At 69.8% G+C, this 6,164-nt stretch carries 3 protein-coding genes; all 3 read right to left on the bottom strand.

Translation table 11 applies throughout. From position 1 onward, the window contains the following. On the bottom strand, nucleotides 1–1,634 hold a 1,634-nt coding region (locus AC13HU_RS29870; RefSeq protein ID WP_483045095.1), incomplete at its 3' end, for a sugar ABC transporter ATP-binding protein. Nucleotides 1,635–1,726: 92 nt separating this feature from the next. Next, nucleotides 1,727–2,839, bottom strand: a complete 1,113-nt coding sequence (locus AC13HU_RS29865) for an ABC transporter substrate-binding protein (RefSeq protein ID WP_483045094.1) — start codon at nucleotides 2,837–2,839, stop codon at nucleotides 1,727–1,729. 389 nt (nucleotides 2,840–3,228) lie between these two features. Next, nucleotides 3,229–6,105: an RICIN domain-containing protein gene (locus tag AC13HU_RS29860; RefSeq protein WP_483045093.1), complete on the bottom strand. Its 2,877-nt coding sequence runs from the start codon at nucleotides 6,103–6,105 to the stop codon at nucleotides 3,229–3,231. Between the last annotated feature and the right edge of the window lie 59 nt (nucleotides 6,106–6,164).

The following is a 6,164-nucleotide window of genomic DNA, read 5'->3' as shown; positions in this document are numbered from 1 at the left end:
GCGTCGGGTTGAGCGGAGGCGTCGGGTTGGGCGGGCTCGGCCTGCTCCACCGGCTCGCCGGGTGCCGCCAACTCGGGCGACTCCGGTGCCGTGGCGAGCGCGTCCAGCAGGCCGGCCTCGCTGACGTCGTCGCCGGCGAGGTGGCCGACGACGTGGCCGTCCTTGAGGATGACCACCCGGTCCGAGCCCTCGATCAGCTCCTCCAGGTCGGAGGAGATCAGCAGTACTCCCAACCCGTCGTGGGCGAGTTCGTCGACCAGGCCCTGCACCTCCGCCTTGGCGCCGACGTCGATACCGCGGGTCGGCTCGTCCAGCAGCAGCACCTTGGGGTTCAGGCACAGCCAGCGGGCCAGCAGCACCTTCTGCTGGTTGCCGCCGGACAGGTCGCCGACCTTCTGGTCGGGGCCCGACGCCTTGATCCGCAGCCGCTTCATGAAGAACGTGACGATCTCGTCCTGCTTGGCCTGCGAGACCAGCCCGGCCCGCGACAGCCGGGGCAGCGCGGCCAGCGAGATGTTCTCCCGGACCGACAGGTTCGGGATCACCCCCTCCGCCTTGCGGTCCTCCGGCAGCATCACCACGCCCGCGCGGATCGCGGCGGCCGGGCTGCGGCGGTGCATCGCCCTGCCCTCCACCTCCACCGAGCCCTGCTCGGTGGCGAGCGCCCCGATGATCGCCTTCGCGGTCTCGCTGCGCCCGGCTCCCAACAGGCCGCCCAGCCCGACGACTTCGCCCGGGTGCACGTCGAGCGAGACGCCGTGCAGGCGATGACGGACTGTCAAGTCAGAGGCACGAAGGGCGGGTTGTCCGTCATGGCGCTCGTGCCCTTCGGAGTCGAAGGCGGTGCTGCCCTTCTCCCGGACCGCGGACATCTCCCGGCCGAGCATCAGCGACACCAGCTTGAGGCGTTCCAGCCCGGCGATCTGCCCGGTGTGCACCACCCTGCCGTCACGCATGACGGTGACCCGGTCGCACACGGCGTACAGCTCGTCGAGCCGGTGGCTGACGTACACCACCGCGATGCCCTGCTCCTTCAGGCCGTGGATCACCGAGAAGAGGGTCTCGACCTCCTTCGGCTCCAGTGACGAGGTCGGCTCGTCCATGATCACCACGCGGGCGTCGACCTGCACCGCGCGGGCCAGCGCGACCATCTGCTGGGCGCCGAGGCCCAGGGTGCGCAGCGGCCGGGTGACATCGACCCGGACACCGAACCTGCCCAGTACGTCGGCTGCTTCGCGGTTCATCCGGCGGCTGTCGACCAGTCCGAACCGGCGCGGCTCGCGGCCGAGGAACAGGTTGCGGGCCACCGACATCAGCGGGACGAGGTTGACCTCCTGGTAGATCGTGGAGATCCCGGCCGCCTGGGCCTCCAGCGGGTTGCGGAAGTCCCTTGCCCTGCCGGCTAGTTGTACGGTGCCGGCGTCGGGGCGGTGCACGCCGGTCATCACCTTGATCAGGGTGGACTTGCCCGCGCCGTTCTCGCCGATGAGGGCGTGCACCTCGGCGGGCCGCAGGGTGAAGTCCACCTCGCGCAGGGCGTGGACGCCCGCGAAGCTCTTGTCCACCCCCGCCACCTCCAGGATGGCGTCGCTGCGGGGGTCCGGGTCCTGCTGGACCAACGTCTTCCTCCTCATGCGGAGTTGTGCGCAGTGCTGCGGGTGAGGGCAGTGCACGGCGGGCCGGGCCGCGGGGAGGCCCGACCCGACCCGCCGGGACCGCGCGGGCGTCAGTACACCAGGCCCTGGGAGAGCGCCTGCTTGGCGTTGTCCGACGTGAAGTGCCCGTCCTTGATGATGACGTCGGCGGGCACACCCGTGGTCCCGTAGAAGTTCTCCAGCGCCTGGATGGCCAGCGGGCCGAACCGCGGGTTGGTCTCGATGTCGGCCACCAGCGCGCCGGACGCCACGTCCTGGACCGCCTGCTGGGTGCCGTCGATGGACACGACCTTGATGTCCTTGCCCGGGGTCTTGCCGGCCGACTTGATCGCCTGGAGCGCGCCGAGCGCCATCTCGTCGTTCTCCGCGTAGACCGCGTTGATGTCCGAGTGGGCCTGGAGCAGCTGCTCCATCACCTTCTGGCCGTCGGTCTGGGTGAAGTTGGCGGTCTGCGAGGCGACCACCTTGATGTTCGGGTACTTCTTCTTGATCTCGTCGTTGAAGCCCTTGGTCCGGTCGGTGGAGACGTTGTTGCCCGGGGTGCCGGTGAGGACCGCGACATGGGCGGTGCCGTTGGTCGCCGTGCCGAGGTCGTCGGCGGCGATCTGGGCCTGCCCGTAGAAGTCCGAGCCGATGAACGCGATGAAGTCGCCGCAGGCGGTGCCGGTGACGGTCCGGTCGATGGTGAGCACCGGGATCTTCTTCGACTTGGCCTGCGCCAGCGCCGGGCCGAGCCCGTCGGAGTTCTCCGGCGCCACGATCAGCACCTTCGCGCCCTGCGCGATCATGTCCTCGATCTGCGAGTTCTGCGCGTTGACGTCCGCGTTGGCGTTGCGCTCGATCAGCTTGACGCCCTTGGCCTTCGCCTCGTTCTCGATGCTCTTGGTCTCGGTGGCGCGGAACGGGTTGCTGGTCGACTCCGACTGGGAGAAGCCGACGATGGTCTTGCCGTCGGTGATGTCCAGCTTCGGGACCCCGCCGCCGTAGGTCTGGTAGGTGCAGGCCGGGCCGCTTCCACCGGCCGTGGGGGTGGCCGTCTGCTGGGCGGCCGCGGAGTTGTTCGCGCTCGCGGACTTGTCGGAACCGGCCGAGTCGTTGCCGGAGTTGGTGCAGGCGCTCGCGGCCAGGCACAGGCCGGCGGTGAGTACCGCGGCGGCGGTCCTGGCCCGGAAGGAGACGTTCATGCGCCGATCACATCCTCGTCGATGCGGGGGGAAGGAAAACGGGGGCAAAAGCGCAGCTGTGCTGCACGGGCAGGGCGAGCAGGAGGCAGTTGGAGAGCCCGTTCTTTACAACGATGTAGAGGACCTTGGGCGATTGATGACCACGTGTCAAGAGTCCGGCACAACTCAGCCGGGAACCGGGTTTCTTTGCCACATGGACTGGACATGATCCCGCTGTCGTGCTGTCATTTCTCTGCCCGGCTTTACATCGTTGTACGCCCCGGTGCGCCGCCGATGTGCGATCCACTGACGGGCGCCGGCGGTGGTGCCTCCGCCGCCGGCGCTCCCCCTCCCGCCCCGCCTTCCCGCGCGGCCTTCCCGCGCGGCGCCGCACCTCTTCGTCGCGCCTCCTACCGGAAGCGCCACAGGTGGTCGTCGGTCCGGCTGTCCTCGAACTGCACGACGTGTGCGCTGTCGGCGGTGGACATGCCGTCCACGCCGAGCACCAGCCCGCTGTTGCCGTTGCGTATCCGGAACCAGCCGTCGCCGTTGTCGATCAGGTGCCAGTAGTGGTCGGCGGTTCCGCTGTCGTGGTACTGCTGCACCTGGACGCTGTCGGCCTGCGAGGCGTCCGCAACGGCCAGCAGCAGCCCGCTGTTACGGTTCTTCACCGTGAAGCGGTTGTCGCCCACCTCGGTGAACTGCCAGTCGTGGTCCGCGGTTCCGTTGTCGGCGAACTGCACCACGTCCGCGCTGTCGGCGGTGGACATGCCGTCCACGCCGAGCACCTTGCCGCTGTTCTTGTTCTGCACCCGGTACCAGGTGCCGCCGGCCACGACGGCCTGACGTGCCGTCACATCCCATTGCAGGATGCCCGCGGAGAACCCCGCCGCGAGCTGCGCCACCACCCGCACCGCCTTCGTCGTCACCGGCGTGAACGACACCGGGTTGAAGCCGTCGAGCGCCGTGCCGTACGCCCCCGCGCCGGCCACCTGCTGCCAGGAACCGTCACCCGCCTGGTACTCCACGTGCCAGGACGCCGGCACGCGGCACTGGCCGTGCCCGGTGTCGTCGTACCAGTAGACCGACGCACCCGAGACCGTCACCGGCGCGGAGTAGCCGTACTGCACCCACTCGCTGCTGCCGGTGTGGTCCCACCAGGTGAACCGGGGGTGCGACTGGTCGTAGGAACTGCTCGGGGTGTAGGCGCTGTTGAGGGCGCTCACGGTGTCGCCCGACCAGCACCAGGAGGCGGCGGGCGTGGCTGGCAGCTGCCACTGGCGGCCGCCGGCGCCGACGGTCGGGAAGGAGGTGATGCGCAGCGCGGCCGCGCCCATCGGGATCAGCGTCACCGTGGTGGCCGGCTCGGCGGTCGTCACCGGGCTCGGTTGGAGCGTGGTCACCACATCCTGCGTGTCCGCAAGCCAGTTGGGGATCGCCTTGGCCTGCGCGGTCATCGCCACCGGCGTGCCGTCCGGCGTGAAGGGGTTGCCGCTCGCCCCGGTGGTGGTGGCCGTGAACGTGCCCGGCACCAGACCGTAGTTCCACGCGGAGGTCGGGAAGACCTGGTACTGCGCCCAGTGCGAGGCCGGGTCGCCCAGGCGCAGGAAGTTCTGGCCGATCTTCAGCGCGTACGTCAGCGGGCCGCGGTGCACCGACAGCGAGTCGTGGTTCTGCGTCCAGGTGGTGGTGGCGACCGCCATCGGGAAGGTGACGGTGACCGTGTCGCCGCCGGTCCAGGTGCGGTTCACCGCCACGTACCCGGCGCCGCCGGACGCGCTCACCGAGGCGCCGTTGACCTTCACCGACGGGGCGCTGCACCAGGCCGGGACCCGCAGGTAGAGCGGGAAGGCGGCGCTGCCGGACATCGCCAGCGCCAGCGAGACGCTGTCGGTGAACGGGTAGTTCGTCGTCTCGGTGACCGTCACCGCGGTGCCGCCCGAGCCGACCTTCGCGGTCACCTTCGTCGGCGCGTAGAGCACCGCGGCCAGGCCGTTGTCCGCCGTCGCCAGCCAGGCGTTCTCGGTGAAGTACGCCCAGCCCTGGCCGTAGTTGTGCGGGCAGCAGCGGTACTTGTCCACGCCGAGCAGGTACGCCTGCATCGAGAAGGTGTTGTCGAACTGGTGCAGGGTCTTGTCGTAGTCGTCCAACTGCACCTGGTTGGCGGCGGTGGCGTAGTGCAGCGCGGTGTGCCCCGGCTCCATCGCGGCCGGCAGCGAGTTGAACGCCAGCGTCTCGGTGCCGTCGGCCCAGCTCGGGTCGCCGGTCATCCGCGCCATCGACTCGAAGCTCTGCATGTACTCGACGATCCCGCAGGTCTCGAAGCCCTGCCGCGGATCGCCGTACCCGGGACGGGCGTTCTCGTCCCCGGCGAACCCGCCGCCGCTGAACTGCCCGTAGGTGCCCTGGATCGTCGCGTAGTCCTGGTACGACGCCTGCGTCAGCGACGCGTCCCCGCGCAGCGCGGCGAAGGCCGGCTCGGTGAAGCCCTGCGCAAGGTTCACGTTGTGCAGCGACGGAAGGTTGTTCACGTAGTTCGCGCTGTACTGGTGGATCTTGTCGGCCAGGCCGAGCAGCATGCCGTCCCCGGTCCGGGCGAACAGCCAGTGCAGCGTGTGCAGCGTCGTCGCCCAACGCACCGAGCCCCAGCTCTGGTTGAACGCCGAAGCGCCGAAGGCGTTCTGGTAGCCGAAGAACTTCGTCAGGAACGGCACGATGCGGCTGTCGCCGGTGTACTCCTGATACGTGCACAGCGCCTGGAGCATCGGCATGAACGGCCAGAAGTCCGGGCCGCCGCCGAGCGAGGTGCGCAGCGACGTCGGGCCGAAGAAGCCGTCCGACTGCCCGGTGGCCAGCACTCCGTTCACCCACGTGTCGGCCTTCGCCCGCAGGCCGGCGTCCCCGGTCACCCCGGCCAGACCCGTCAACCCCCGTACCCAGTAGGGCACTTCCTCCCAGCCGACCTGATCCGGGTGGAACCATCCGGTGCTGGAGGTGTCCAGGAAGTGCGACACCTCGTCGTAGCGGCCGGCGATCCCGTCGGCCTCCAGGGCGAGTTGCTGCGCCAGCCAGCCCGACGCGGTGACGCTGCCGGTGGGCAGCTTCAGGAACGGGGTGCGGGTCAGACCGGCGGGATACGGGTGGTACAGGCCGCCGCCGGACGTGTCGCCGACCAGCACCACTCCTGGGCCGCCGCCGGCCGCCCAGGAGGAGGTGATCATGCGGCCGGCGAACGCCACGGTGCCGAGGGCGGCTGCGCCGCCGCGGAGGAAGGTACGACGATCCATTGACGGGCTCCCTGTTTCGGGGTGGGGGGAACGGGTGTCGTCGGAGGTCACGGTGATCC

This window comes from Streptomyces sp. NH27 (genome assembly GCF_056859195.1).
The sequence above is the reverse complement of the archived record's forward strand: the minus strand, read 5'-3'. Positions and strand labels throughout refer to the sequence as shown.